Origin of the sequence: Sinorhizobium chiapasense (assembly GCF_045277575.1) — a bacterium.
Taxonomy (GTDB): domain Bacteria; phylum Pseudomonadota; class Alphaproteobacteria; order Rhizobiales; family Rhizobiaceae; genus Ensifer; species Ensifer chiapasense_A.
In genome coordinates this window covers 490,800-514,899 of sequence record NZ_CP144206.1, presented here as the reverse complement: position 1 = coordinate 514,899, position 24,100 = coordinate 490,800, and the positions used below count along the sequence as shown (strand labels likewise).

18 protein-coding genes are annotated in these 24,100 nt (G+C 61.7%); 5 read left to right on the top strand and 13 right to left on the bottom strand.

The window, feature by feature from the left end; translation table 11 throughout:
• Nucleotides 1-44 precede the first annotated feature (44 nt).
• The 6 genes from QM996_RS21245 to QM996_RS21220 form a co-directional block, all read right to left on the bottom strand.
• Nucleotides 45-1,220, bottom strand: coding sequence for an ABC transporter permease (locus QM996_RS21245; RefSeq protein WP_334198043.1), 1,176 nt, complete (start codon nucleotides 1,218-1,220; stop codon nucleotides 45-47).
• Entirely contained in the window at nucleotides 1,217-2,215 is a 999-nt protein-coding gene (locus QM996_RS21240; protein WP_334198042.1) for an ABC transporter permease, read from the bottom strand. Before QM996_RS21240 ends, QM996_RS21245 begins: the two co-directional genes overlap by 4 nt.
• Nucleotide 2,216: 1 nt before the next feature.
• Nucleotides 2,217-4,118 (bottom strand): ABC transporter substrate-binding protein, encoded by a 1,902-nt coding sequence (locus QM996_RS21235; RefSeq protein ID WP_334198041.1) that lies wholly within the window; start codon nucleotides 4,116-4,118, stop codon nucleotides 2,217-2,219.
• Nucleotides 4,115-6,007, bottom strand: a complete 1,893-nt coding sequence (locus tag QM996_RS21230; RefSeq protein WP_334198040.1) for an ABC transporter ATP-binding protein — start codon at nucleotides 6,005-6,007, stop codon at nucleotides 4,115-4,117. Before QM996_RS21230 ends, QM996_RS21235 begins: the two co-directional genes overlap by 4 nt.
• A 120-nt stretch (nucleotides 6,008-6,127) precedes the next feature.
• A complete protein-coding gene (locus QM996_RS21225; RefSeq protein WP_334198039.1) occupies nucleotides 6,128-7,078 on the bottom strand; it encodes a polysaccharide lyase family 20 protein in 951 nt (316 codons plus the stop codon).
• A gap of 9 nt (nucleotides 7,079-7,087) precedes the next feature.
• On the bottom strand, nucleotides 7,088-8,437 hold the full coding sequence (locus QM996_RS21220; RefSeq protein ID WP_334198038.1) for an adenylate/guanylate cyclase domain-containing protein: 1,350 nt from the start codon (nucleotides 8,435-8,437) through the stop codon (nucleotides 7,088-7,090).
• Nucleotides 8,438-8,811: 374 nt separating this feature from the next.
• Here QM996_RS21220 and QM996_RS21215 point away from each other — a divergent pair, with 374 nt between their 5' ends.
• The gene (locus tag QM996_RS21215; protein WP_334198037.1) at nucleotides 8,812-10,149 is read left to right on the top strand and encodes a nucleotide sugar dehydrogenase; all 1,338 of its coding nucleotides are present in this window, start codon (nucleotides 8,812-8,814) and stop codon (nucleotides 10,147-10,149) included.
• A gap of 39 nt (nucleotides 10,150-10,188) precedes the next feature.
• On the opposite strand, the gene QM996_RS21210 is transcribed toward QM996_RS21215, so the two are convergent.
• Nucleotides 10,189-11,358, bottom strand: coding sequence for a DUF3095 domain-containing protein (locus tag QM996_RS21210; RefSeq protein WP_334198036.1), 1,170 nt, complete (start codon nucleotides 11,356-11,358; stop codon nucleotides 10,189-10,191).
• 278 nt (nucleotides 11,359-11,636) lie between these two features.
• Between QM996_RS21210 and QM996_RS21205 the strand changes: the two genes are divergently transcribed.
• The gene (locus tag QM996_RS21205; RefSeq protein WP_334198035.1) at nucleotides 11,637-12,467 is read left to right on the top strand and encodes an MBL fold metallo-hydrolase; all 831 of its coding nucleotides are present in this window, start codon (nucleotides 11,637-11,639) and stop codon (nucleotides 12,465-12,467) included.
• Here the strand turns inward: QM996_RS21205 and QM996_RS21200 are convergent.
• The 6 genes from QM996_RS21200 to QM996_RS21175 form a co-directional block, all read right to left on the bottom strand.
• On the bottom strand, nucleotides 12,454-13,224 hold the full coding sequence (locus tag QM996_RS21200; RefSeq protein ID WP_334198034.1) for a polysaccharide deacetylase family protein: 771 nt from the start codon (nucleotides 13,222-13,224) through the stop codon (nucleotides 12,454-12,456). The genes QM996_RS21205 and QM996_RS21200 overlap by 14 nt on opposite strands.
• Nucleotides 13,221-14,318 carry a glycosyltransferase family 4 protein gene (locus QM996_RS21195; RefSeq protein WP_334198033.1) on the bottom strand — a complete coding sequence of 366 codons (1,098 nt, stop codon included), beginning with the start codon at nucleotides 14,316-14,318 and terminating at the stop codon, nucleotides 13,221-13,223. The genes QM996_RS21200 and QM996_RS21195 overlap by 4 nt, the downstream gene beginning before the upstream one ends.
• A 69-nt stretch (nucleotides 14,319-14,387) precedes the next feature.
• Nucleotides 14,388-14,672: a hypothetical protein gene (locus QM996_RS21190; protein WP_334198032.1), complete on the bottom strand. Its 285-nt coding sequence runs from the start codon at nucleotides 14,670-14,672 to the stop codon at nucleotides 14,388-14,390.
• 38 nt (nucleotides 14,673-14,710) lie between these two features.
• Nucleotides 14,711-16,165, bottom strand: a complete 1,455-nt coding sequence (locus QM996_RS21185; protein WP_334198031.1) for an MltF family protein — start codon at nucleotides 16,163-16,165, stop codon at nucleotides 14,711-14,713.
• Between the two features lie 41 nt (nucleotides 16,166-16,206).
• Nucleotides 16,207-18,324: a mechanosensitive ion channel domain-containing protein gene (locus QM996_RS21180; RefSeq protein ID WP_334198030.1), complete on the bottom strand. Its 2,118-nt coding sequence runs from the start codon at nucleotides 18,322-18,324 to the stop codon at nucleotides 16,207-16,209.
• 107 nt (nucleotides 18,325-18,431) lie between these two features.
• Nucleotides 18,432-20,990 carry an SH3 domain-containing protein gene (locus tag QM996_RS21175; protein ID WP_334198029.1) on the bottom strand — a complete coding sequence of 853 codons (2,559 nt, stop codon included), beginning with the start codon at nucleotides 20,988-20,990 and terminating at the stop codon, nucleotides 18,432-18,434.
• Nucleotides 20,991-21,444: 454 nt separating this feature from the next.
• Between QM996_RS21175 and QM996_RS21170 the strand changes: the two genes are divergently transcribed.
• Genes QM996_RS21170 through QM996_RS21160 form a run of 3 tightly spaced genes read left to right on the top strand, consistent with a single transcriptional unit; the run spans nucleotide 21,445 to nucleotide 24,050 of the window.
• A complete protein-coding gene (locus tag QM996_RS21170) occupies nucleotides 21,445-21,897 on the top strand; it encodes a helix-turn-helix domain-containing protein (protein ID WP_334198028.1) in 453 nt (150 codons plus the stop codon).
• A 27-nt stretch (nucleotides 21,898-21,924) separates the two neighbouring features.
• Nucleotides 21,925-23,796 carry an AfsR/SARP family transcriptional regulator gene (locus tag QM996_RS21165; RefSeq protein WP_334198027.1) on the top strand — a complete coding sequence of 624 codons (1,872 nt, stop codon included), beginning with the start codon at nucleotides 21,925-21,927 and terminating at the stop codon, nucleotides 23,794-23,796.
• A gap of 32 nt (nucleotides 23,797-23,828) precedes the next feature.
• Nucleotides 23,829-24,050, top strand: a complete 222-nt coding sequence (locus tag QM996_RS21160) for a hypothetical protein (RefSeq protein ID WP_334198026.1) — start codon at nucleotides 23,829-23,831, stop codon at nucleotides 24,048-24,050.
• Nucleotides 24,051-24,100 lie beyond the last annotated feature (50 nt).

Genomic DNA, 24,100 nt, shown 5'->3' with positions numbered 1-24,100 from the left:
ATGAACCGTTTCACGCCGTTCGGTTGCCGGCATCAAATCGGGCCTCATTTGTAGGGATCGGCCGCGTCACGCAACCCATCTCCCAAGAAGTTGAATGCCAAAATCACAAGAATGACCGGAATTGTGGGAAATAGGAGCCAGGGATAGAAGGCGATGACGCTGACGCTTTTTGCCTCGGTCAGGAGAATGCCCCAACTGGTGATAGGGGGTCTGAGGCCGAGACCGAGGAAGCTCAGAGCCGTCTCGCCGAGGATCATGCCGGGGATCGAGATCGTCGCGGTGGCGATCAGATGCGACATGAAGCCGGGCACGAGATGCCGGCCGATGATGCGGCTGCTCTTCGCACCCATCAATTGGGCCGCCAGGACGTAATCTTCCTCGCGAAGCGCCAGCAGTTTCGAGCGCACCGCGCGCGCAAGCCCCGTCCAGTCCAGGAGTCCAAGGATGATCGTGATCGCCAGATAGATCAGGATTGGGCTCCAGGTGGCCGGCATGATCGCTGCGAGCGACAGCCAGAGCGGGATGCTCGGGATCGACTGCAGGACTTCGATGACGCGCTGGACGATGAGATCGAAGACGCCGCCGTGATAACCAGCAAGGCCGCCGATGACGATGCCAAGCACGAAGCTGACGGTGATGCCGAGAAGACCGATCGTGAGCGAAATTCGAGCGCCGTAGATGATGCGCGACAGCACGTCACGGCCAAGACGGTCCGTTCCCAGGAAGAAGGCCTGGCCGCCTTCGGCCGGGCAAACGAGATGCACGTTGCTGTCGAACAGGCCCCAGAAACGATAGCTGTCGCCGCGGCAGAAGAAACGGAGCCGCTGCACGTCCTTGGTATCGTCGGCGTAGTTGCGCTTCAGCGTGTCCATGTCGAGTGTCATGGTCCGTCCATAGACGAAGGGACCGACGAACTCGCCCTCATGGAACAGGTGCACCGCCTGCGGCGGCGCATAAATGTAGTCCATGTTGCGGGTATGCAGGTTGTAGGGCGCCAGGAACTCGGAGACGAGGATCGACAGATAGAGCACCGCGAGGAAAATGCCGGAGACGAGCGCGAGCCTGTGGCGGCGGAATTTCCACCACATCAGGCGAAGCTGGGAAGCCTGGTTGACACGCACCTGCTCGTCGGTCATCGCCTCGACGGAATAGGGATCGAAAGGGGCCGTCGATACGTAATGCGGCAAGGGCTCGCCGGGCGCCGGAAGAAATGACGTCACTTGGTGCTCCTGCCTTGCAGCCGAATTCGAGGATCGAGGATGGCGAGCGCGATGTCGGAAATCAGCACGCCGATCACCGTCAGGAAGGCGAGGAACATCAGAAACGAACCGGCGAGATACATGTCCTGGCTTTGCAGAGCCTTGATCAACATCGGCCCGGTGGTTTCCAGTGACAACACGATCGCGGTGATTTCAGCACCGGAAATGATCGCCGGCAGGATCGAGCCGATATCCGAAATGAAGAAGTTCAAGGCCATGCGCAGGGGGTATTTGACCAGCGTGCGCATCGGCGAAAGGCCCTTGGCCCGGGCCGTCACGACATACTGCTTCTGCAACTCGTCGAGCAGATTGGCGCGCAGGCGCCGGATCATGCCGGCCGTGCCCGCCGCACCGACGATGATGACGGGAATCCAGATATGTTCGAGAATCGACTTCGCCTTTTCCCAACTCATCGGCTCGGCCAGATACTTCTGGTCCATCAGGTGACCGATCGAAATCCCGAACCAGATATTGGCGAAATACATCAGGATCAGCGCCAGCATGAAATTGGGGATGGCGATGCCGATCAACCCCATGAGCGACAGGCCGTAATCGCCCCAGCTATACTGATGCGTCGCAGAATAGATGCCGATCGGAAAGGCGATCAGCCAGGTGAAGATGATGGTGACGAAGGAGACAAGGATCGTCAGCCACAGACGGTCGCCGACCACAGCGCTGACCGGCAGTTCGTATTCAAAGGAATAGCCGAAATCGCCCTTTAGCATGCCACCGAGCCAGTAGACGTAGCGCAGGGCCGCCGGCTGGTCGAAGCCGTACTCCTTCCTCAGCGCCTCGATCTGTTCCATATCGACGCCTTCACCCTGCGCCTTGATCTCGGAGACATAGCTCTCGAAATAGTCGCCGGGCGGCAGTTCGATGATGGTGAACACGAGAGCGGAGATGATGAGGAGGGTTGGAACCATCGCCGCGATACGCCAGAGAATATATCGCAGCATGTCAGGCTTCCTGCTCGATCCAGAAGGTATCGGTCTTGTAAACACCAAAATAGCAGGTGGGATCGAAGCCGTAGAGCGCCGTTTCCGGCACATTCCGCAGCTTGTTCGCCACGAGGATCGGCTGTAGCGAGGCGTTGACGATACCGATCGAGAAGACCTGGTCTGTGTAAATCGACAGCATGCGGGTCCAAATCTCCGTACGCTCGGCATCTTCAGCCGAATGCCGCCAGCGCTGCAGCAGTTCCGTCAGTTCGACGGCGGCCGGAAGATCCGGCGGCTGGCCCATTTCGCCATGGGACAGGTAGTTGAGCCCCCAGACCGGCCATTGCAGCTGGTCGTCGGCGGTCGGCGCCAGTTGCCCCGGGTTCATGCCCGGGGTGGGGACACCGTTGTCGAGCCCGAACCACATCGACATGATGATCTCGCCGCCGACGGCGCGGCTGCGGAACGTGTCGCGCTGCGAGGTACGGATGAAAAGGGATATCCCGATCTTTTGCCAGTAGTCGGTAATGAGCTGTAGCACATCCGTTTCGAGCGTGCTTTCACCCGCCGTTTCGACGACGATTTGTGCGGCCCGGCCGTCGGACAGGATACGAATGCCATCGCTACCGCGTTGCGTAAGCCCCACCTCGTCCAGCAGTGCATTGGCCTGAGCCGGATCGTGGGCGATCCAGGCGCTGGCGAATTCCGGACGAAAGAGCGGGCTATCCTGCAGGACCGTGTCGGCACTCTCCTTGGTCAGGCCGTAGAAGACTGCCTTGTTGATCTCGGTGCGGTCGATCGCAAGGGAGAGCGCGCGGCGAACCCGCACGTCCTGCAGAAGCGAGCGCCAGACTGTGTCGGAGCAGTTGAGGTTCGGCAAAAGCGCCAGGCGCGAGCCTTGCGTCTTCTTCCACAGCAGCACCTTCACCGGATACCGCTTCTCGGAATCCTTGAGGAAGGTATAGTCGACGAAATCGATACCGGTCGCCTGCAAATCGCTTTCGCCCGTTCCGGTCTTCGCGGGAATCAGCGCTGGCGAGCTGACGTTGAGCACGAACTTGTCGATGTAGGGAAGCTGTAATCCGTTCTCGTCGACGCGATGGAAATAGGGATTGCGCTCGAAGACGAACTGTTCGGCCGGAAGCGGCGTGGTGTTGCGCCACGGATCGAGCGTCGGAAGCTCGGGGTTCTCAGGGCGATAGGAGCGAGCCATGCGCATATGGAGCTGGCTCCATTTCTTGACGCGCTGCTCCTTCATCAAAGCCTTGAGCTTGTCTTCTTCCTGATACTTCTCATGGAACTGCTTGAGATAGGCGGACGGCATCGCCACCACCAGCGGCTGCGGCGCCGCGAGCTTCTGCAGGAAGTCCGGGTTCGGCGTCGACCAGGTATAGCGAACGGTTCGCTCGTCGATGACTTCGAACTTTCCTGCTTCGCCGTCCATGACGAGCGCAGTCGGTAATCCGGCGGGGCTCAGCTTCTCGTTGTTGAGGACATCGTCCCAGCAATAGCGGAAGTCCTCGGCCGTCAGCGGTGTTCCGTCGGACCACTTGTGCCCTTCCCTCAAATGGAAGGTGAAGATGCGGTCCTCGACTGTCTCGTAGCTTTCGAGCACGTCCGCTTCGAGTTTCAGCGTTTCGTCATAGCCGACCAGTCTGGCATAGCCGTAGACGGTCATCAGCCGGATGTCCTTGGCGCTGCCGATGATCATCGTCACGACGCCACCATGCTTGCCGGGTTTGCGCCCCAACGCCGCGACATTGATGACGCGCGGTGTCTTAGGCAAACGTTCGCTAAGCGGCGGGAGCTTGCCTTCGGCAATCAGCTTTTCCAGAAACGCCGGCTCACCGGCGGCAGCCAAGAGCCGCATGGGAAACGCCACGGTTGCAAGCAATGCCAGTACAGTTCGGCGGGTGATCATGGCCGTAACTCCCTTGCATCCACCGACCGGCGCGCCAGTACGAAGTGGTCGCCACCGAGATCTGCGGGGGTAAGCGTGTCGCCAGTGTCGTCGTCGCGGAACTGCGGTCCCCAGCGCCGCATATCCGATCCTTCGCTGTCCTTCAGCCTGTCGAAATCGAGCGGCCGGTCGAGATCCGGATAGGGAACGGCCGCCAGCAGCGACTTTGTATAGGGATGAACCGGATTGCGCATCAGCACCTCGCGCGGGGCGAGCTCGACGATGCGACCGGCACACATGACGGCGATGCGGTCCGCCATATAGTCCACGACTGCGAGGTTGTGCGAAATGAACAGGCAGGTCAGCCCCAGTTCCTTCTGCAGATCCTTGAGAAGGTTGAGAATTTGCGCCTGGACCGAAACGTCGAGCGCCGAAACCGGTTCGTCGCAGATCAACAGTTCCGGTACCAGTGCGAGAGCCCGGGCAATGCCGATACGCTGACGCTGACCGCCGGAGAAGCTATGCGGGTAACGGTTGATGAAACGCTGGTCCAGACCCACCGCCTGCAACAGGGAACGCACCGTCTCGACACGCGATTTCGCCGTCCCGCGCCCGTGAATCTCCAGCGGTTCGCTGAGGATGTTCTTGACCGTCATGCGCGGGGAAAGCGACGAAACCGGATCCTGGAAAACCATCTGGATTTTCGAGCGCAATGCCTGGAGATCGTCGCCCTGCGCCTTCAAGACATCGACGGGACCTTCGCCATTGTCGAAAATCACCGATCCGGCATCGGGTGTCACCGCCCGCATGAGGATCTTGCTGACGGTCGTCTTGCCGCAGCCGCTCTCTCCGACGAGACCAAGACATTCGCCACGGCGAATATCGAAGCTGACGTCGTCGACGGCGCGATGCAGCGTGCTCTCCCCGCCGCCGAACCACGAAGACTTTCGCGTTCCGTAGGTCTTCGAAACATTGCGGACGGACAAGAGCACATCGGGGCCGGCCCGTCGGTTGGCAGCCGAGCTCCCAAGCAGCGTGCCCGCCTTGACCGGCACTTCGCGCAGCGCCTTCAACCGCTCGCCGGGCTTCATGTCGAAATGGGGAACGGCCGCCATCAGCCCCTTGAGATAAGGGTGCTGCGGATTGCGGAAGATCGCCTCAACGGGACCTGCCTCGACGATCTGCCCGTGATAGATCACCACAACCTCGTCGGCCATGTTGGCGACGACGCCGAGGTCGTGGGTAATCAGCAGCATCGCCATATTGAGCTTCACCTGAAGCTCGCGCAGAAGTTTCAGGATCTGGGCCTGCACCGTCACGTCAAGCGCGGTCGTCGGCTCGTCGGCGATCAACAGGGCAGGCCGACAGATCAGTGCCATCGCGATCATCGCGCGCTGGCGCATCCCGCCGGAAAGCTCGAACGGATACATGTCGTAGGCGCGCTTCGGATTGGCGAAGCCGACATAGCCGAGCAGTTCCTCGGTCCGCGCACGGCGCTCGGCCTTTTCCGCATCCGTATGGATTTTCAGCACTTCGGAAATCTGGTTTCCGATCGTGTGGAGCGGCGACAGCGACGTCATCGGCTCCTGGAAGATCTTGCTGATGCGCGTCCCGCGTAGACCGCGTATTTCCTCGCCTTCCCGCTCCAGCGAGAGCAGGTCGATCGGCTTTGCCGCCGTGGTGGGATCGTTGAACAAAATTTTGCCACCAACTCTCGCAACGTTGGGCAAAATGCCCATCACCGCCTGGCTGATGGCCGACTTTCCCGATCCCGACTCACCGACGAGAGCCGTAACCTTCCCGGGCAAAATCCTGAAATTCGCGTTATTGACGGCTTGAACTTCGCCGCCGAGCACCGAGAATGTGATCCGCAGACCTTCAACTCGAAGCAGGTCCGCCCCAGATGTCATCGCAGCACGCTTCCCTCATCGACTTTTTATCCGCCGCCTCTAAAAAAGACTAGCGCAGCTTCAGAGGGCTGTCCAGCAGGGCCGACTACAACCGGAGCATTGCCCCGTGCATTCAGTTGGTTAGAGCGCAGGGCACGCCCCGCCCTTCAGCACATCGGAGCAATTCGGCGAACGACGGAAGTCGTCATAAAACAGCGTCCAATCCGTCCTGTCGGCCGCACGATAGGGGCCGAACTTGAAGTATTGGTTCTTGCCGAGCCCCTTGTCGTCGTGGCCGACGTGCCCCGTCACCGTGATGATCGGCTTGTCATTGGCGAACAGCTCGATGCGCCCCGTCCCATTGGCCCCCGGCAGCGTGTAAATCGCGAAATCGATCCAGCCGGATTTCGGGTCGGGCAGCGGGTTGCCGTGGTTCGTCACCTTGATGGCATCCGTGCAGGCATTGAACAGACTGCCGTCCTCCAGTTTCCAGTTGCTGTCCGCGGCGACCAGCATGCGCATCTGGTTGACGCCTGGCCGCCCCCACACGGGAATCTCGCCGGGCTTGCAGCTCGCTGGCGTACCTTCCGGGCCGGATGAGAGCGGCGCGATGTAATTCGTCTCCACTGTGACGAAGAGCTTGCCCGCCTCGAGGCGCAAGGCAAGGAACGGGCTGAAGTCGCCTTCGGCGCCGGGATCGATCTCACGCTTCCATTGAGCGATCAGATAGCGATGATCCTCGCTGGGGATCGGATCGGCGAATTTGACCGCGAAGCCATACCAGACCCCCTGGTCGTAGGGCACCCGAAGCGCCGTCTTCTCCCAGATCTCGGCTCGCTCGCTACAACCGTCGAGCGAATCGGGACAGGTCGGAACGACGCTCAGTTTGAGCGCGCCCTTTCCGGTATGCGTGACCTGGTTTTGAAATTCGACCGTCCCGGCGCTCTGCTCGAAATTCTCGCGATAGTAGAGCCCACCTTCGGGCGCGAAGTTCTGTCCCTCGAAGCCGTCTGACAGTTTGGTTTCCCACGGCTGAGCCATCGCGCCCCCGGCCATGGCGATACTGGCGGCGACAAACACAACTCGGAACATTCTTCCCCCTTATTGAAGCATCTTGTCGATGAGGCCGCGCGGCGGCTGTAGCGGACGAGTATTGCGATGAAGCAACATGACATGTTCCGCCTCGGAAAGTCCATCCTGCAACACATCGTCAAAGCGCTCGTCTGCCCTGGCAAGCAACGCCGCATCGTTGGGGTAGAGAATCGTGAATTTCTGCCGGACTCCACGCAGTTTTTCCTGGCCGAGCGCCGTCCAATCTCCGCCGCAGTAGTTGACGAAGGCCTCACTGGCGACGACGCTATGCGCATATTTCTTGGTGAGGTTCTGCAACCGCTGCACTTCATTGACGGCCGAGCCGAAAGCGGAAAAAGTCAGCCGGTCGCGCAAGCCGACATTGCCGAACATCACGTTGCCGACATGCAGCCCGATGCCGTAGCCAATCGGATCGCGCGCTTGCTTGCGCCTTTCGCCGTTCAACATCTCCATGCGCGCCGTTGCTGCGCGCACGGCGGAAAAAGCTTCGCGGGCGGCAAACTCGGAGGGCTCCTTGTGGCGGCCGCACGGGTAGACGGCGATGAACCCATCGCCGACGAAGCTCAGGATATGGCCGCCGTTGCGGTTGAACGGCGCGGCGATCGCGTCAAAATAGGTGTTCAGCGTCTCGATATAGGACTGTCGCCCTTCCTTTTCCGCCAGCATCGTCGAACGGCGCATGTCGGCCATGACCAGGATCGCGCGCACCGTTTCGCCGTCGCCACGGCGGACCTGACCGCTCATCACTCGCCGACCGGCACTGGAACCGAGATAAGTGGTCAACATGTTGTCGGCGAGTTTTCCGAGCACCGCCATCTTGGCAGCGACGGCGAGGTGATGCTGCAGCTTCAGCAATGCCCCGATCACATCATCGGTGAAACCGCCATGACGATCCGTCGTCCAGGAACCGACCATGCCGTGACCGGAGTCGGCGCCGAGCGACTGCATGAAGGCCAGATAGTCCGTGGCCCCCATCTCCTTGAGATCGTCGAAGATCGGGAACTCGGACGGCGTGTCCTGATAGATGCGCCGCCGGACATGCTCGAGATTGTTGTTGAGCAGATAGTAATAGGGGCTCTGGAGGAATCGCTCCGGATTGAGCGCCAGCTCTTCGTGCCGAAGGCCGCTGACCTCGACGCCCTTGCCGCGGATCCAGGTAAAACCAAGCGCATCGTAGAGCGGATGCAGCATCGAAAAGGACAGATGAACGCGCATCAGCGGCAGGCCGGCGGCGGCGAGCCGCTCGCAGAAGCCTTTGACGATCGTCTCCAGCGGAGCGTCGCTCAGCGATGTCCGCATCAGCCAGTCGGCAACCTTGTCGATGAGGATTTCGGATACGTTGTCGTTCGTCGGGGCCATTTCGCGTCCTCATCATGACAGACCGCCCCGCGTCAGCATCCGGAGACGACGAACGCGCCGGCAAATTGCCGGTCCATGTTCGCGGGGGATGATGATGAGCCGTGCCCGTTAAGAAAATGCTCCAGCCGATTCCGGCGTCGATGACGTGCAGGCACCCGGATTGCGGCACTTATATGTTGCAGATATTGATCCCACCCGCCGATTTCCAGAGGCCCGACAAAGTTTTTCTCGCACGAAGAATTGATAGCCGGCTCAAGGGCCTGAACGCAGGCGTGACGCAGTGCCTCGCTTGACTTGCAGCTTGTTTCTCTCCAACAAACCACGACATATTCGCGCGGGCGCCACCGCCTGCCCACGAGATCCGGAAAACAAACTTGACCTCACCTCATTACGAAAGCCTGCTCTCGTCCATCTCCGCCTTGAGCGCCAGGGTTGGCGTCATCGGTCTCGGCTATGTCGGCCTGCCGCTCGCCATCGCCGCTGCTCGCGCGGGCTTCGTCGTCACCGGCCTCGACATCGACCCGACCAAGATCGTCGCGCTCGACGCGGGCAAATCCTACATCGCCGCCGTATCGGACGCAGCGCTTGCGAAGGAGAGCAGTGCCGGCCGCTTCCGCTCGACCACGGACTTTCAAAAGCTTGTGGACTGCGACGTCATCATCATCTGCGTGCCGACGCCGCTCACCAAACACCGCGACCCGGATCTTTCCTTCGTCGAGAAGACGTCACGGGCCATCGCCGCGACCCTGAGGCCCGCACAACTCGTCGTCTTGGAATCGACCACCTATCCCGGGACGACCGACGGCGTCGTGCGCACGATCCTCGAAGAGACCGGACTCAAATCGGGCAGCGATTTCTTCGTCGGCTTTTCGCCGGAGCGTGAAGATCCCGGCAACCCGACCTACGAAACCGTCAGCATTCCGAAGGTCGTCGCCGGCGACGGACCGCAGGCTTCGGCGTTGATGGAGCGGTTCTACGCGGCCGTGGTGAAGACCGTGGTGCCGGTCTCCTCCAACGCCACGGCGGAGGCGGTGAAACTGACCGAGAACATTTTCCGCTCAGTGAACATCGCCCTCGTCAACGAATTGAAGATCGTCTACGAGGCGATGGGCATCGACGTATGGGAAGTGATCGAGGCGGCGAAGACCAAGCCGTTCGGCTACATGCCCTTCTACCCCGGCCCGGGGCTTGGCGGTCACTGCATACCGATCGACCCCTTCTATCTCACCTGGAAGTCACGGGAATACGAACTGCCGACGCGCTTCATCGAGCTTGCCGGCGAGATCAACTCGGCCATGCCCCGCCATGTGGTCAGCCGCCTTGCCGAGGCGCTCGACCGCAAGGCCGGCAAGGCGCTCAGCCGTTCCAACGTCCTCGTCGTCGGCCTCGCCTACAAGAAGAACGTTCCGGATATTCGCGAAAGCCCTTCGCTGCGCCTGATCGAACTGATCGAGGAGCGGGGGGGCCGCACCGCCTATCATGACCCCTACGTCGCAGAGATCCCGCCGACACGCGAACATGGAGCCCTGAAGGGCCGGCGTTCGGTCCCGCTCGACGCGCAAACGGTCGCAGCGTTCGATGCGGTGCTGATTGCCACCGACCACGACCAGGTGGACTACGCCGCCCTTGCCGGTTCCGCCTCGCTCATTGTGGATACGCGCAATATCTTTTACCGCAACGGCTTGACCGGCGACCACATCGTCAAGGCTTAGCGCGCCCTCGGCCCAGCAAGGGCTGCAAATCGGGCGTTGCTAGGCGTTGTTTACGCTCGCCAGCGCGGCCTTGAGCTTGCTTGCCGCCACCGCATAGCCGCCCGACGCGCCGTCGACGAAATGCATGTGATCCCGTGTCATCGGCGTCGGCACGATGCAGGTCATCAGCGCCGAATCCTGTTGATGCAGGCCATAGTGCCCGACACCCGCTGCCTCGGCCTGCCGTAACCGCGTCTCGATCCGTCCGAGCCGTTCGGCACTGATATCGATCGTCATTTTCAGCCCATCATCGAATTTACGGAAATCCGTGTTGTCGGCGAGATCGCGGCGGTAGCGGCCCGTGTCGAATGATCCAAGATTCCAGCCCATCCTGAGGCAGACGAACAGCACGAGCGTCTGCACGGTGATGAAGCAACGGGCGAGGAAGCGCCGTCCTTTCGGTGCCACGGCCCGCGTCTCGGCGTCGATCCCCTTGAAGGAGAACCGCGGCTTCGGCCCGAGTTCAGGAACCGGATGGCCGTTGCGCTCCTCCTCGTCGGCCAAAGCGACAATATCGGCGATCAGCGACTGGAACTCTGCTCCATTGCCATTCGGTCCGGGCACGGCGATGATCGATGCAATGGTGCCATGGCGGGACTCGATCGGATTCCAGCGACAGGAAAGCCCGGTCAAATCAGGCCGGCTGCCGGGGGCGGCGGCACCGACGGAATAGCGCCCCGCCTTCATCGCCGCCTCGGCCCAACTGGCGCCGCCACCCGCAAACATCGCATAGGAAACTTCTTCGCTCGCCTTGAAGCGGGCGACACGCATATCGAGACCGTTTGCGCGGATATCGCTGACCGGCACCAGGGCGGCGCGCAAGTCGAGTCCGAGTTCCTCCGCCACCCAGGTCTTCACGGCGGCGAGTGCGTCGCGGGCGCGATCCTGCATCGGCGCCGGCAGCGCGGCGAGTGCGCCGTCCCCCCCGAAAACAAAGGGCATCGACTTTTCTTCGAGCGCGTTCATCAACGCCGAAATGACGCTGGCGCCTGCCATGTTCACAGTTTTGTAGCGGCCTTCGGCGATCGCGCCGGTGGAGTTGACGATGTCGGCAACGGCCAGAATCCAACTGTCCGGCAGCGGGCGATAATTCGCCTCGTCCGCGACCCCTTCGAACGCATCGAAAAGGGGTACGCTGTCGTAGAACCGCCCGTCTGCTGCCTCAACCATGCGTGACCTGTTCCCTACGTTACTGCGTTCGATAGACAATCCACGTAATAGCGCAACAAAAAGTTTCATATGCAGTTGCCAAGGCCTCGCAATCTGTCCCGCGACCCCCGCCGCAATGCGGTTCCGTCGGGCGATTTCCAATCGGGCGCTCTTGGCGACGCTAAGGTTACTTTCCAAATAATAACCCATGGCATTGCAGGGGTATGGCCATCTGTGCTTGTTTAACAGTCACACAAGGATCAAAATGACCCGAGCGTGCGTAGTGAAGCCGAAACTGAATGCGTGACGACAACTTTCGAGTGCGGTTCTGGGGCGTAAGAGGAAGTTTGCCGGTATCCGGCCAACAATACGTCGCCTATGGGGGAAATACATCCTGCATCGAGATTCGATGCGGCAAGGACGTTTTGCTCTTCGATGCGGGGTCTGGGCTGCGCGAAGCCGGTTACTCGCTGATCGCCGAGGGCGTCGACCGGTTCGACCTTTTCTTCACCCACAGCCACTATGACCACATCATCGGCCTTCCCTATTTCAAGCCGATCTACAAGTGTCAGAACTCTGTACGCTTCTGGTCCGGCCACCTGCACGGCAGCATGTCCACCAAGGAAATGATCCGCGACTTCATGCGCCCGCCATGGTTCCCGGTGGACCCGGATATCTGTCAGGCAAGCCTCGACGGCATGGATTTCAAGCCCGGTGACGCACTGACGCCGCGCGAAGGAATCACGATCCGCACGACCAGTCTCAATCATCCGGGCGGCTGTGTCGGCTACCGCGTCGAATGGAACGGCCGCGCCGTCGCTCTCGTATACGACACCGAGCACGAGCCCGGCATTCTCGATCCTGGTGTTCTCGAACTGATCGCCGGCTGTGATCTGATGGTCTACGACTGCACCTATCTCGAGAGCGAGATGGACCATTTTCAGGGCTATGGACACTCGACCGGCATGCATGGCGCCCGGCTGGCGACGGCCGCCGGGGTCAAGCAGCTCGCCATGTTCCATCATGATCCGTCCCGCACCGACGAGGCGCTTGCCGCAATGGAGCGCGACGTTCGGGCCACCTTCGCCGGCGCCTTTGCCGCCCGCGACGGACAGATCATCGACCTGTAACGTCGCCGCCGGCAAGCCAGCGACAGGCAGGATGTCTGCTGGTCGCAGCGAAGAACTTCTCAAGGAACGCCCATACCCCCTCGTCGTGAACCAAGTGATGCGTCAGCACGCCGATCGTGCGGCCCTTCTGGTCTGCTCTCTCCTCGACATCGCCCGACACTTGCCGAAGCCTCGCGATGATGTCGGCGACGATCAGTGCATGGTCGCGGCAGCCGCGTGTCCCGCGCCAGTCCATCACGTCGACATGCGTGTTGACGAGCTTGAACGGTGACGGCTTTTCCGGACCGAAGATCGAGAGCGCCTTGAAACCGATATCGGGCAAGCCGTCGAGAAGGGCCGGATCGATCCGGTTCCATGGCGGAACGAGCATCGGCACGAAGCTGCCAGGGAAAAGCGTCTGCAGGCGGCTGTAGCCGAGCTCGAGTTCGTGGAGCACCGTGGCGGGCGGTCGGTGCGCGCCGAGCTCCTGCTTCTTTTCCTCGGGCGGCGCGTGATTGCGATGCGCCCAACCGTGCACCGCAATGCTGGCACTTTCGAGCCCGTCGAGACGGCGCGCGAGCGCATCACCGGCCTGGGCTGGCGGGACGGCCAGAACCACCGGAAGTGCGTGTCGGTCGACCAGCGCCAGCAGGCGATCGAGTGCCGGCGCCGGCTCGGCTGCGTCGTCGTCACGCAGCCAGAAATCCACCTTCTGCCCCGACGCCGCAACACGATCGAGTTCCGCAGCAAGGCGCTGCCAATGGATTTCTTCGGTCATACCGGCGTCTCCACGAATTCATCGAAAATCGAGCGAAGCCGTTCAGCGGCTGCCGGAAACGAGCGCTCCTCATGAACGAACCGTCGGGCGGCTGAGCCCAATCGCCCGCGGCTTGCCGGGTTCTCGATTAGGTCGCGCATCGCCGCCGCATAGGCATCAATATCTCCGTCGGGCGTCAGCAACCCGGTCTCACCGTGCCTCACGACCTCGGGCACGCCGGCCGTTCGCTGGGCGACGACCGGCAGGCCGGCTGCCTGCGCTTCAAGATAGGCAAGCCCGTAGGCCTCGCCGCAACCGGGCCATACGTAGAGATCACAGCCTGCAAGAATTTGCGGAAGCTCGGCTGCATCCTTTTCGCCAAGCCATACCAACCGGTCCGGAGGTAAGTCAGCGAAGGCTTCTCTGACCGCCTCCCGGCAAGGCCCGTCGCCGACGATCGTCAAGGTCCAGGCGGCGGCAGCAACGCGCATCAGCGCCTGCGCCAGCATGCGGTAACTGTCCATCTTGTCGCCGCAGCGCATCATCGCGACCACGACCATCCGGCAGGGGGCATCGACCCGTGGCTTGCTTTCAATAAACGGCGCCGCATCGATGAACGGCGCGAGCATCGCGTGGCGGCACGAAGGCGCGGCTTCAAGAAGGCCGTCGCGGTCGCGGTGCGTCAGGCAGATATTGACGGCCGCCTGCGAGATAGCCGCAAGAACATGGCGCTGCACAATGGCCCGGACACCCTCGTTCCGCCGCATCGAATAGGACGCCTCCGCTGTCACATAGGGAATGGAAAATTCGTCCGCGAGCCCTGGCCCGAGAAGGTCCGGCGCCTTGTAATAGGGATGGTAGCAGAACCAGAGATCGGGAACGCCCTCGCTCCGCCAGAGTGCCCGAAGGCGCGCGGCCTCCGCGTCCGCCGCAAGCTCCAACGCGCGAAAATCCTGATCGGATGGCGTCGCCATGAAGCTGCGCAAGTCCGATGCAATCGCAACCTCGTGCCCACCGATCCGAAGGGCCGCGATCAGCATGCGTGCCATCAGCCGGTCGCCGGACGGCACCGGATGATCGGGGGATTTCAGCGGTGCGTAAAAGGCGATCTTCATCGGCAGCGAGCTATCGTGCCTCCGTGCGAGACTGTCAACCAACCGAGTCCGGCACGCACCTCAGGTTCATCAATCAATCGGCAAATCATAGTAGTCGCGCCGGATAAGTTTCAGCGTGCGATCCGGCTGAATGACATAGGTCTCCTGAACGAAACTGTTGCCGCTCGTGAAGCGGTGCGGGACGATGCTGCCCACGGGCGCCTTCGTCAGTTTCGTCCGCGGCTGGCCACCATAGGTGATGCTGCCCGGGATCGGCTCTATGTCTGGCGTCGTACAGCCGGCGAGCGTCAGAGCGAAAAGGCAAAGAAGGGCTGCCGATCGCCTCACGGGCGCATTGCTTTTCACCGCGACCATTTTGAAACCTCCACTTCCGGCGAACGCGTGCGCCGCATCTATGGCGCGGTGCCGGCCGCCTTGTTTTCGACTTTCACCGTGGCCGCGTCAGCGTCATGGGCCTCGAGCAGGCTGTAGGCGACAAAGTATTTGTAGATATTGCTGACATATTGAACCGTCTCGCGCCCAACGATCGCGGCGGCGGCATTTTCGACATTGCCGAACCACAGGTTCGGATCGAGCCCCATATCCTTGGCTTTTGCCCGGAACTTGCGCAGGTTCCCGGGCCCGGCATTGTAGGCTGCGAAGGCAAACAGCAACTGGTCTCGCGGGGGCACGGCCGGGTCGTTGATATAGGTATCGACGAGGAAGCGCAGATACTTCGATCCGGCTTCGACATTCAGGTTCGCGTCCTTGTCGATGCCGTGAATGTTGACCGCCTTGTCCGCTGCGGTCGACGGCAAGAGCTGCATGATGCCGACCGCACCGCGATGGCTGCGCCTGGACTGATCGAGTTGCGATTCCTGGTAGCCTTGCGCCATCAGCATCAGGTGGTCGAAGGAATAGGTGCTGCCGTGCGTGCGGAAGATCTCGACGAGCTGCTTGAAACGTTCGACGTCGTCAGGCGCATAGGCGCGCTTCAGCATCTTGTCGCCCTTGTAGTAGGTGTTTTTCAGGATATTGCCAAACGTCGTTCCGACGCGGTGCGTCTTGACGAAATTGTCGAGCACGGTCTTGAGCTTCGGGCTGTCCTTGCGGATCGCCCAGGCGATTTCGCCGTGATCGGACACAACGATGTCCTCCCGCACCTTGAGCTCGGTGAAGACCGTCGACCAGATGTTCGCCTTGTACAAGTCGACGACCGTCCACGGCAGCAGGCCGGCATTGATCATCTCCAGGACGTCTTCGTCCTCCAGGTTCTCGTCCATGTCCTTCAAGGCAATTGGCGCACGGCCGGACTTTTCGAAATCCACGCTGAGGGCCGCCAGGTGTTCGTAATAGCTGCTCGAGCGGCGCACATGGATTTCCCGTCCACTCAGGTCATCAAGGCTCGCAATTGCGGGCGCGGACGGGCCGGTGACGAGGACTTCCTTTGCTTCTTCATAGAGCGACGCCGTGAAATCGACCTTGGCAAGCCGCGTTTCGGTGATCGTCAGGTTCGCCATGACGATATCGCCGAGCCCGTCTTCCAGCGTCGATAGAAGCTTCGCCCGCGGCATCGGTATGAAGCCGACGCGGATCTTGTCGATCTGCTTCTTGCGGCCCTTGTTGAGTTCGTTTTCGAGCGCCGTCCCGAATTCAACAGCCGTGCCCAATTGCTGGCCGCGGTCGATGAAGTAGATCGTCTTGCTGAACGGCACGATGATGCGGATTATCCGCCTCTTTTCCATCCCGTCGAAATCGTCCTTGTGTGGAACGAACATCGACCGAACGAATTGCTCGCTCGATTGCGCCAAGGCGCTGCCGCCCGCGAAGAACACGAACAGCAACATCCCCAATAGAACGCGCTTCATGGTCGGCCTCCCCGGCCCCTGGAAAACCTGTTGGCGAAACCCTATTCCTCTGGCGGGCCACCCTCCCCGAGGGCTGCAGCGGCATTCTTCTTGGCGATAGCGTCGCGGGTAGCGGCAGCGGCCGCAGCAGATTGCTGCTGCTCGTCGCCCGCCACCTGCACCGTCGGCGAGGCGAAGTTGATGCCGTTTTCCTTGAAGGCTTCCTTGATCATGACCTGCGCCCGACGTCTGACCTGGGTCTGGTTGCCCGGCTTCGTCTTCATGGCGAAGCTCAAGGTCATCCCGTAGTCGCCAAAATTCTCGACGCCTTTCATCTTGACCGTTTCCAGGATCAGCGGCCCGATATCCGGATCTTCGAGCAACTTGGCACCGATGCCCTTCACGAGCTTCTTCACCTTGGCGACATCGGCATCGAACGAAACGTTGATCAGGAACTTGTCGATCACCCAATCACGGCTCATGTTCTGCACCGCGCCGAGCGAGCCGAAAGGCACCGTAAAGACCGGGCCGCGATGATGCCGGAGTTTGACGGAACGAATGCTGAAGGATTCGACCGTGCCCTTGTAGCTGCCGCTCTGGATGTATTCGCCAATGCGGAAGGCGTCGTCCATCATGTAGAAGATGCCGCTGATGACGTCCTTGACCAGCGTTTGCGAGCCGAAGCCGATGGCCACGCCGAAGACACCGGCACCGGCAATCAGCGGGCCGATTTCCACGCCGAGGCCGGAGAGCACCATCAGCACCGCCACGATGGCGATGAAGGCCGCGAGAAAATTGCGCAGGATCGGTAGCAATGTCATCAGGCGGGTATTGCGGGCGCGCTCGGCCGGGTCCTCGGTCGCGCGATTGGCCTGCTTGACGCGCAGATTGATGAAACCCTTCACGAGCTGCCATATGAGGTCTGCCGCCAGCAGAATGACGATCCCGGCGAGCGCGCCGCGGACCACCCGATTGAAGGCGTCGTCATGCATCATCGCCGTGGCACTGACCTTGAAGACCAGCGCCAGCCAGCCGGCCGCCAAAGCGATGACGAGCAGCCTCGCGCCGCGCTCGATGAAGATATTGCGCATCACACGCGCGTCGTCTTCGGCAGACGCATCCAGCATCGTCTTGGTAAAGGCGCTGGTGAAGCGCAGCAACGGCGGTATTCCGATCACGTAGAGGCCGATCCAGAACAGCACGTCCATCCCTGCGACCCACAGCATCCACAGCACGACCAAGAACGCTACCAGCAGGATATTTCCGACGATGCGGCGCGAGCCGACGACGTTACCGGTGGGCCGGCGCACCACCGTCAAGATCCCGAGCGCCAGGACCACGAGGCCAAGAGCCGCGGCGATGAGATCGTGCACGTCAGCGGGAATGGAAAGAGCCAGCATCGCATCGCCGACACCCCAGACCAGCGCAGCAGCGCCGATCAGCCACAGGCTGTGCCGGTGCCAGAAGCGGGCATCATCCGGCGCCAGCGACATGTAGCCGACCCGTCCATCTGCACTCTCGCTTGCCGGTCCACCGGTCAGCACAGCCGAGGCGATGATCATCAGCAGGCGGGCGCCGATCCAGGCGCCGAGCAACGGCGCGATCGTCTTCTCCAGCCGCGGCGGCCAATCGGCGATCGCAAGCACCGACATGCTGGCGGCCGCGAAAACGATGAGCGGCAGGACCCGTGTCAGTATCGTCCGGGCCGGCCCGGTCAGGACCGCCCCCTGCAGGCTGCGCTTTAGCACCCAACGCAGCAGATACTCGGCGCCGTAACCGATCAGCAGAATGAGGAAGAAGCCTTTGAGGATCGGAGCGGCACCGTGGTTTTCCATGTCGCCGGCCAGGCGATCCCGTGCGGCTTGCATTTCCGGGAGAACGCGCGGCACGGCATTGGTGATGCCTGTCAGGTGGCGCCTGATTTCAGCCGTCCACCGGGCAACGATCCCCGTCGCAGGCGCTTCGGTCGCCGTCGCGGCAGGCGCCTGTTTCGTCGAAAGCCACTGCTTCACTTCGGGGTCGTCGAGAAGCTGGATCAGTTGCTGGACCTTGACGGGCGGCGCGGCGGGCGCCGCTTCCTGCGCAAATCCCTTGGAAACGGGACCGAAGACAATCGAAAGAAACACGAAAAGGCCGATGACCGGCCCTAGAAAACGATGCGACGACCCGACACAGCCCATTCTTACAACCCCACTGATCGTGCCGGTCCCCCGACCGGCACGATTCTCAACTTTTTCAAATGCTAACATACCTATAGGCGGTTCTGCCAACGCCCTTTCGCCGCAGATCAACGACGGCGGAAGCCGCCACCATGGAAGCCCCCGCCCCCGTGGAATCCGCCGCCTCCCTGAAAACCGCCACCGCCGTGGAAGCCGCCTCCCTCGAAACCACCGCCACCGAAGCCACCCGGGCGGTCAAAGCCGCCGCCTCCGCTGCTCGGGAAGTTCAGCGGCCGCTGATCGAAGGACTGACGCTCGAAGGAGCGCTGGTTGCCGAGCTGTCGCCCGATATTGTCGATGGCCAGATGATCGGGCGCGCGGTCCAGCGTTCGCGCGCCTGCTCCCTGGCCGAAGTCGATCTGCTGGTTCAGGTTCTGGGCCGCATCCGGGTGCCTGGCGGAAAACTGTTCGCCCGCCTTGGCCCTGTCCTGGATCGAAGGCTTGTCGACTGGCTGCCAGCCGTCCGGTGTGTGCTTCTGCCATTGCCCATCGTCGCGGCGATAGACGCTTCCATCGCGCCCGGCATAGACGTCGCCGCCCTTGCCGCCGGCGACAAAGCCATGATTGCCGTCCGATGTGCGCCAATGCATACCGGCGCCGCCCGCGGTCGAGCCGCCGGAAATGCGCGCATAGTCGGAACCATGCTTGACGGCCGCCGTGCCCCAGCTCCCGTAGACATTGTGTCCGCCGCGGGCGATCGCAGCGTTGCCGGTGCGCGGGTTGTAGGCCGCGACGAAGCCCCGGTCACCATTCGGCCCGTAGCCGACGGCACCGCGCATATAGGTACCGGTGCGCGGATTGTAGGCCGCACCGGCGGCGATGCCGCGATAGGGACCGTATGCATAGCCATAGCGGCCGAAGGTCCCGACGGCCGGGTTGTAGAACGCACCGATGCCATAGGTCACGGGACGGGGATAATAGGGCCAATAGCCGCCGCCGGCCCAGCCATAGTCCCAATAGTCGTCATAGTACCAGCCGGTACCGTAGACGAAAGTATCCCAGGCGAGATAGGCCCCGAGATAGCCCATCGTGTAGCCGAACCAGACCGCGTCCGGTTCCGTCTCATAGATCCGCACATAGGTGATGTTGTAGACCGGCGAGGACGGCGGGATCTTGTAGATCTCGTCGGGCACCGCCTTGGCGACGCTGAACGGTCCGGTCGGCGTATCGCCGACGAACCAGATACCGTCCTTCACCACGAAGTATTGGTCACCGACCTTGATGACGGTCTCGTTCGTGTTCACGGCGTAGGTGAGCGACGTGCCGTCGATCTTCTCGAATTTCGGATCGCCACTATAGGTGACGTCCACCTTGACCGACCCGTCGAGCGCCACACGCGCCTTTTCGGGGATGCTTGCCTTCAGCCGCGCCTCGGCATTCTCGGACGTACCGGCAACGGACGAGCGCACCGTGTAATAGGCGGCGTCCTGTGGGATGTTCTGGAAATCTTCGGGAAGCTTGGGCGTGGCGAAAGTCCACGGGCCATCGAGGGAGGCACTCGCAAACCAGCGACCGGACACGAGGATGTACCAGCTGGAATCTGCGTCGCGGTAGAAGACGTCGCTCTCGCTGTTGGTCGCAACCTTGAGACCGGTGCCCGGCACCTGCTCGAGCTTCGGCTCGCCGTCGAAGACGATCAACTCGGAGGGTTTGTCCGAATAGATGACCTTCGCTGCGGCGCCCGTCTCGGCCTGCGGCGGGATCGCCGCCTTGGCATCCTTCCAATTGTCATCGTCCGGCAGCTTGCCGAGAACGTCCGGAAGCGACGATGCAGGCTGCCATCCCGAGGCCAGATCCTTCGATTGCAGCCACGCCTTGTCGTTGCGCAGATAATAGCTGCCGTCCGCATCGACCTTGAACAGGTCCCAATTGGTATTGACCGCGAAGGACAGACCCTCGACGCCCTTGACCGGCGCGAACACCGCCTTGCCGTCGGTCTGCACCAGCACCGCCGGCTCCTTGCTGACGAAGATTGGCGGCGGATCGGCCTTGAGCCCCTCGACATTGCCGAGCCGCTCGTAGTCGGCGAGGCTCGCCGTCAACTTGTCCTCGGAAACCGTGATGGTTCCGACCGGCATAAGCTTGCCGACCTCGAGGGCGAGATCCGCCAGTTCCTTCCGATCGAGGACGGAGAAATTGATCTCCGTCATCTTGATATCCGAAACGACGACCTGGCCGGACGCGCTGTCGGCGTCGGTCTTGCCGGTCACCCCGATGACACCGTAAATCGGCTTGGCGTCGTCGGACTGCTTGTATTCGGCAGCAATCAGCGCATCGAGGTCGGTGAAGTCCTTCCACGCGTTGATCTGCGGCTGATAGAGCGTGATGGTCGCGCCGCTGTCGGTCGTAAAGGCGCGCGGCCAGCCGAGCCCCTTGGGATCGGCATCGTTCAGATATTTGCCGCTGACGAAGCCGTTCTGGCCATCGAAGCTCACCGCGCACCATGTGCCGCCATCGTCGCATTCCTTGACGTCGACTTGCGCGCCTTCCGCAATCGTGCCGAGACTGTCGAAGCCGGTCCCCGGCCCTTCCCGGAAATTGACGGAAGCGCTCGTCGTTGCGGGACCGGCCTCGGCCGGAACGGAAGCAATCGCGAACAGGGTCAAGGCCAAGGTCAATCTGCGCATTTCGTTCTCCGGCGTCTGGCAGCAATCCGAACCGGCACCGCGCTGTCGCCCCTCGTGAAGATGACGGGTGAGGAGCGGACATGGGGCCGGTATCATCGCAGCATCTTCAGGCGCGGGAGCAACACAAGTACGTAACAGTAACGGCGGCTGTAACGGGCCACTGAAAGGGACGGTAAGCCTCGGCCATGAGCCCGTCGGGGGGCCGCGCGACACGAGATCGATTCGCGCGGGGAGTCTCGCATTTCGGCGCAATCAGGGCAATTTGCCGCATATGGAGCATCACAATTGGCGCGCTTGCGCGCCGATCACGGCAGCATCGACCGGCTCATCCCTTGGAAAACCGGGACGGCGCCGCAAATCTCGGCGTTTTAGCCCGTAGTGATTGCATCAGGAGATTTATTCAAGCAAACTCATATGTATGATTTGACCATTCCTACGTCCGGAGGAAATGCAAGTGAACACAAAAGCCCCCAGCCAGATTGATGTCTTTGTCGGTTCCCGCGTCAGGATGCGTCGGTTGATGGCCGGGTTGAGCCAGGAAAAGCTGGCCGACGGCCTCGGGATCACATTCCAGCAGGTTCAGAAATACGAAAAAGGCACCAACCGCATCGGAGCCAGCCGTCTTCAGGCGATCGCCGATATCCTCGGCGTGCATCCGAGCTTCTTCTTCCAGGAAGGCGACGACGCCTCTGCTCGCACCGGCGCCGGCGACACGACCCGCGAACCGAGCGAGATCTCCTCTTTCGTTTCGTCGAAGGAAGGCATCGCCCTCAACCGCGCTTTCCTGAAGATCACCGATCCGGTGCTGCGCAAGAAGATCATCTCGCTCGTCGCCGCAGTGGCCCAGACGCCCGAGACGGAAAGCAGCCGTGCAGGACCGAGCCACGCTCAGGATCTGCACGGATAAGCGTTCGCGCCCGACAGGAATGACCGGATGACATTCAGACTGCAGACCCTCGGGCGCTTGCGTCTCGTCGACAAGAACGGGCGCGAAGTGGCCTTTCCGGAGAAGGGTCTGCTCATCCTTTGTCATCTGATCGTCGGCGGATATCGCGAACAGTCGAGAAACGACATCGCCAAGCTGCTATGGGACGAAGTCGTCCCCAGCCAGGCCTTCGTCAATCTGCGCAAGACGATCTCGCGAATCAGCGCGCGACAGGATGAACTCGGCTGCCATTTCCTGAGTTTCTCCCAATCGTCGGTCGCGCTTAACGTCGATCGGCTGCAGAGCGACCTGGACGAAATCAATCGAGACCCGGGCGATGCTCTCACCCGCTTCGAACGCGCGGCAACGACGTTCCAAGAGGACTTCCTCAAGGACCTGAAATCGCAGGGGCAAGCGCTGCACGGCTGGATCGAACGGCAGCGCGGTGAACACATGACGCTCCTGCGCGAAAGCCTGATCGCAGCCGCGCCGGAAGCGACGAAAACCCATCGCAAGCTGATCAAGGCGGCTGCAGCACGGCTTCTCGAACGCAATCCGCTCGACGAGGATGTGCGCAAGATCCTGACTGAGGTGTTTCAGCTCGAAGGCAATCACCTCGAAGCGAGGGCAATCACACACAGCAATGCGCCGGCCATTCCAGCCGTCGCGGAATGGCGACTCGCTTCGCCGATCGTCACGCCGGTCTCCGAGCCGGCCGCGGACCTGCGTCCGCCACGCGTCGTGCTGCTGCCGCCGAGCAACGGCGCGATCGACAGTCCCGGCACGCTATTTGCGAGCGCCTTGATCGAGGACGTCACCATCGGCCTTTGCGGCCTTCGTTCGGTCTCAGTCATCGCCCCCTACACGGCGGCGCAGATCAGCCTCCAAGCCGACAAGGCAAATACCTACCAGAAGCACGCCATCAGCTACATCCTCGACACCCGCCTGACGGACGAAGGCAGTCGGCTCACTCTGTTCACGCAGCTGATCTTCTTTGCCAATGACGAAGTGATCTGGGCCGACCGTTTCAATCTCGACGACGACGGGCTGATGACCTCGCGGCGGGAGATTGCCCGGCAGATCGCCTATGCCATCGCCAGCCAGGTGGAACGCAACGAGGCGCACCGGAAGACCTACGAGACCAATGTCGGCTCCTATCGCAGCTTCCTGCTGGGGCAGCGCTACCTCAAGCAGCTCAACCTTCCGGAGCTGCGGCGCGCACGCAAGAGTTTCCGTGAATCGCTGTACGAGAATTCCGACTTTGCGCCGGCGATGAGCGGGCTGGCGCGCAGCTACTTCTTCGAATGGTTGTTGACGGCGCGCGGCGACAGCGAATTGCTGGCGCTTGCGGAACGGCACGCACGCGACGCAGTGGTGGCCGATGACACGCTGGCAACGGGCTACCGCGAGCTCGGCGTCGTCAAGCTCTATCTGAGACAGTTCGATGAAAGCATGGAATACCATGACAAGGCGGAGGCGCTGAGTCCGCAGCATGCCAATGTCATCGCGAGCTACGCTGACACGCTGGTACAGGCGTCGCGGCCGGAGGGCGGCCTTCGCAAGATCCAAGCCGCGCTCGACCTTAACCCGATCGCGCCGGACGAGTATTTCTGGACTGCCGCCGGCGCCAGCTATTCGCTTGGCCAATACGAACAGGCCATCGCCTACATCGAGCGCATGCGCGATCCGACGCCCGCCGACCGGCTGTCGGCGGCAAGTTGGGGCATGCTCGGCAACAAGAAGAAGGCTCGCCAATTCGTCCGCAAGACATTCGACGTGCACCCGGATTTTAATCTCGACAAATGGATGGCCATCGTTCCCTTCAGGGAAGAGTGGCAACGAGTCCACTATTGCGAAGGCCTGCGCAAGGCAGGCTTCTGAGATCTTCGTTCAGCGAAAGCCAGGAGGGGCAAATGGCGAAAGTGGTGGTAATCGGCGTGGCGGGTGACGATCGGCTCTGGATGGCCGATCTGGACGCGGGAACGGTGACACAAATTCCGACGCCGACACAGGGGCCTCTGGCAGCGGCCAACGACCTGCGCGTCAACGGTGGCGCAACGGTGCACAAGGGCGTCAACCTTGCGGTACTGGCGGCGTCGTCCGACTCGGTATCCGGCGGGTTCATGGACGGCTGACGCCGACAGGTGGCACAAGTCAGCGGAATTGACCGGGCCTCGGACGATTG

What these genes read in the sequence shown, in the direction of transcription:
- QM996_RS21165 (WP_334198027.1), top strand. Translation starts at nt 21,925, where the DNA reads ATGACATTCAGACTGCAGACCCTCGGGCGCTTGCGTCTCGTCGACAAG.
- QM996_RS21220 (WP_334198038.1), bottom strand. Translation starts at nt 8,437, where the DNA reads ATGGCCCCGACGAACGACAACGTATCCGAAATCCTCATCGACAAGGTT.
- QM996_RS21160 (WP_334198026.1), top strand. Translation starts at nt 23,829, where the DNA reads ATGGCGAAAGTGGTGGTAATCGGCGTGGCGGGTGACGATCGGCTCTGG.
- QM996_RS21195 (WP_334198033.1), bottom strand. Translation starts at nt 14,318, where the DNA reads ATGAAGATCGCCTTTTACGCACCGCTGAAATCCCCCGATCATCCGGTG.
- QM996_RS21230 (WP_334198040.1), bottom strand. Translation starts at nt 6,007, where the DNA reads ATGACATCTGGGGCGGACCTGCTTCGAGTTGAAGGTCTGCGGATCACA.
- QM996_RS21240 (WP_334198042.1), bottom strand. Translation starts at nt 2,215, where the DNA reads ATGCTGCGATATATTCTCTGGCGTATCGCGGCGATGGTTCCAACCCTC.
- QM996_RS21175 (WP_334198029.1), bottom strand. Translation starts at nt 20,990, where the DNA reads ATGCGCAGATTGACCTTGGCCTTGACCCTGTTCGCGATTGCTTCCGTT.
- QM996_RS21205 (WP_334198035.1), top strand. Translation starts at nt 11,637, where the DNA reads ATGCGTGACGACAACTTTCGAGTGCGGTTCTGGGGCGTAAGAGGAAGT.
- QM996_RS21210 (WP_334198036.1), bottom strand. Translation starts at nt 11,358, where the DNA reads ATGGTTGAGGCAGCAGACGGGCGGTTCTACGACAGCGTACCCCTTTTC.
- QM996_RS21190 (WP_334198032.1), bottom strand. Translation starts at nt 14,672, where the DNA reads ATGGTCGCGGTGAAAAGCAATGCGCCCGTGAGGCGATCGGCAGCCCTT.
- QM996_RS21180 (WP_334198030.1), bottom strand. Translation starts at nt 18,324, where the DNA reads ATGGGCTGTGTCGGGTCGTCGCATCGTTTTCTAGGGCCGGTCATCGGC.
- QM996_RS21185 (WP_334198031.1), bottom strand. Translation starts at nt 16,165, where the DNA reads ATGAAGCGCGTTCTATTGGGGATGTTGCTGTTCGTGTTCTTCGCGGGC.
- QM996_RS21200 (WP_334198034.1), bottom strand. Translation starts at nt 13,224, where the DNA reads ATGACCGAAGAAATCCATTGGCAGCGCCTTGCTGCGGAACTCGATCGT.
- QM996_RS21235 (WP_334198041.1), bottom strand. Translation starts at nt 4,118, where the DNA reads ATGATCACCCGCCGAACTGTACTGGCATTGCTTGCAACCGTGGCGTTT.
- QM996_RS21225 (WP_334198039.1), bottom strand. Translation starts at nt 7,078, where the DNA reads ATGTTCCGAGTTGTGTTTGTCGCCGCCAGTATCGCCATGGCCGGGGGC.